Raw genomic sequence first — 2,740 nt, 5'->3', positions numbered from 1 at the left:
CGGGGACAACTCGTCGAGGGAGTCGAGCTCGGTGTCGGCCTCCAGCTCCCGTTCCCAGTCCGCCGCCAGCCGTTCCTGTTCCTCGCGCGGTCTGCCGCTGACGGCCTCCCGGTGGTGAGGGTCCAGGGCCGCGAGGAATCGTCCGACCGGGTCCGTGGGCATGCCGTGCTCCTTGTCGCTCGGAAGGGGCCGCGCTACCGACCCAGGATGGCCAGTCGGCCCCCGGGACGGCCGCCCGACACGGCCTGCGACCACCCCGATGGCCCCGCTCCACCGCCCCGCGCCACGGCGGCGCCCGTCCGGGGACGAGGCCCTGGGACCCGTTGTCAGAGCCCTGCTCTACAGTTCCCGTCACTTGATCATCGCGGGTGCGGGAGGCACGCATGGGGTGGGTGTCGGCAGGCGGCTACGAGGTCGCCCTCGACGGCGGCAAGGTGGTGTGCCGCAACGCGGCCGGACGGCGGCTGAAGTCCGTACCGTCCAAGATCGTCGACGATCCGGCGGTGGTGGGGCTGCGCCAGCTCACCGAGTGGCTGGAGCGGCACGAGCGGCAGTGCCTGGCCGATGTGGAGCGGTGGATGGTGCGCTCGCTGCCGGTGCCGTTCGAGGTGCTGGCGCGGGTGTGGCCGGACCCGGCCTGGCAGGCCGCCCTCCGCGACCTGGTGGTCACGGGCACGGACGGCGCGGTGGCCGGGTTCCTGCGGGACGCCGACCCCGAGCGCGGCCTCGGCCTGGTCGACCTCGACGGCGACACCGTCCGCCTCACCCCCGGCCTGGTCCGCCTGCCGCACCCCGTGCTCCTCGACGACCTGGAGGAGCTGCGGGAGTTCGCCGTCGAGCTCGGCGTCGAACAGCGCGCCCAGCAGCTCTTCCGCGAGGTGTGGCACCGGCCCGCGGCACTCGACGCCGAGGCCGCCTCCGTCGAGGACCACGCGGGCGGCGTCTTCAAGGAACTGCGGTTCCTGCACGGCCGCGCGACCCAGCTCGGCTACCGCGTGCGCGGCGGCCACGCCGTGTGCTCCGTGGTGGAGGAGGGCCATGCCGTCGAGGCCCGGGTGTGGATCGGCGACTACGACGGCTACGTGGAGACGGAGACCGGCCCCCTGGTCTTCACCGACCCGGCCGGCCGGGTGCTGAAGCTCGGCCGGGTCGGGCCGGTGGCCTGGTCGGAGGGCATGCGCATGGCGGCCGCACTGTACGCCGGACGCGACATCGAGGACGAGGAGCGTGCGGCGTGACGACGTACGACGGATTCACCTACGACGAGACCACCTCCGCCGCGCTGCTCGACGCCGGCGCCGTCCTGCCCCCGGGCACCACGGCCCGGGAGGACGCCGACGTCCTCACCGTCCGCACGTACACGCACACCGCGCTGGACGAGCGGAAGGTCGTGCGGCTGGTGCCGGGCACACTGGGCGAGGCGGAGGACCTCGCCCTGGACTTCCTCGGACTGGCCCGCGACCCGGAGACCCGCGAGGTCGGACAGGTGCGCCGGGAGACGCTCGGCTTCCCCGCGTGGGCGCTGGTCAACGACCCGGCGAACGGGCACCACGCGCTGGCGCTGGTCAAGGACGTCGAGCGGCTCGCCCGCCAGGCCAAGTCCCGCCCCGGCAACGCCAAGGAGGGCTTCGAGGCGCTCGGCGAGCGGCTCGGCCGTGCCGTACCGCACTTCCTGCCCACCTTCTACGAGCAGGCCGCCCGCGTCTTCCTCCAGCACGAGAACACCACCTACGCGGCGGCGTTCTTCGGCAAGGCCCGCGAGGCGGAGCGGGTGCACGCGCTGACCGTGGACGAGGAGCGGCAGCGCGCCGTGTTCCTGGAGTTCGCCTTCGCCGGGGCGCTGACGGTCAAGGCCCTCAAGGAACACGTGAAGGCCCTCGCGGCGCGGCTCACCCCGGCCGAGGCCTGGGCGCAGTTCCGGCAGCTCACCGTGGAACGCTGCGCGGCCGGCATGCCGCCCTACGCGTCGCTGCCCCAGGACGCCCGCGCCCTGATCAAGGCCGCCGGCCTGGACCGGGTCACCGAGGAGTGCGCCCTGGTCGAGGACCTGCTCGCGTCGCCCGCGGCGGTCCGCGCCCCCGCCTCCTTCTGGAACACCTACCGGGCCACGCTCGTCGTCCTCTCCGGACAGCGGCCCGCCGTACGCGGCCGGCTGCTGGAGATCATGCCAGCCGGTCTCGGCCGCTCCACCGAGGACGACGAGTTCTGGCTGGCACTGCTCACCGAGACCGGCGCCGACCGGCTGCTCACGGGCGAGGACGGGGCGGCGGACGCGGTCGACCCGGCGGACTGGCTCACCCGCTGGGCCCTGTACCGCAAGCACGGCGGCACCGTCAGCGACCGCTCGCCCGCCACCCTCGCACTCGTGGAGCGCATGACCGAGCGCCTGCGCGACCAGGGCCGCCCCGTCGACCTCTTCACCGGCCGCTGGCACGCCGGCGCCGACCTCGACCTGCTCGACCTGTGCATGGCGCGGGACGTGCCGCTGGCCCCGCCCGGGGCCGGCACGGACGTCCACCTCGACCTCGGCCGGTGGCTGAAGGACACCCGGCCCGGACGGCGCGACCTGACGGCCGTCGCTGCGGACCGGCACGGCCGCCGCATGCTCTACGACGCCGTCGGCAAGCACTCCGGCCGGGGGGCGCTGGAGGGGGTCGCCGGCCACCCCGTGCTCGCCGACGTGCTCCGCGAGTGGCTCGACGACGCCGCCGGTGAACTGGACGGCGCGGCCGGCCTGGCG

The 2,740-nt window shown here is 74.8% G+C and carries 1 protein-coding gene and 1 pseudogene; both read left to right on the top strand.

What is annotated here, in order from left to right; translation table 11 throughout:
* Positions 1 to 383 precede the first annotated feature (383 nt).
* The gene (locus tag B7767_RS22655) at positions 384 to 1,238 is read left to right on the top strand and encodes a DUF4132 domain-containing protein (protein WP_085573807.1); all 855 of its coding nucleotides are present in this window, start codon (positions 384 to 386) and stop codon (positions 1,236 to 1,238) included.
* Positions 1,235 to 2,740, top strand: a pseudogene (locus tag B7767_RS22650) (hypothetical protein); the annotation flags it as partial. The gene B7767_RS22655 and the pseudogene B7767_RS22650, both read left to right, overlap by 4 nt.

The sequence above is a fragment of the Streptomyces sp. 13-12-16 genome, assembly GCF_002114215.1.
Taxonomy (GTDB): Bacteria; Actinomycetota; Actinomycetes; order Streptomycetales; family Streptomycetaceae; genus Streptomyces.
Note: the sequence above shows the minus strand (reverse complement) of the source record. Positions and strands in the feature narration are given on the sequence as shown.

Excerpts from the sequence above, each read along its gene's own strand:
- B7767_RS22655 (WP_085573807.1), top strand. The coding sequence starts at position 384 with ATGGGGTGGGTGTCGGCAGGCGGCTACGAGGTCGCCCTCGACGGCGGC.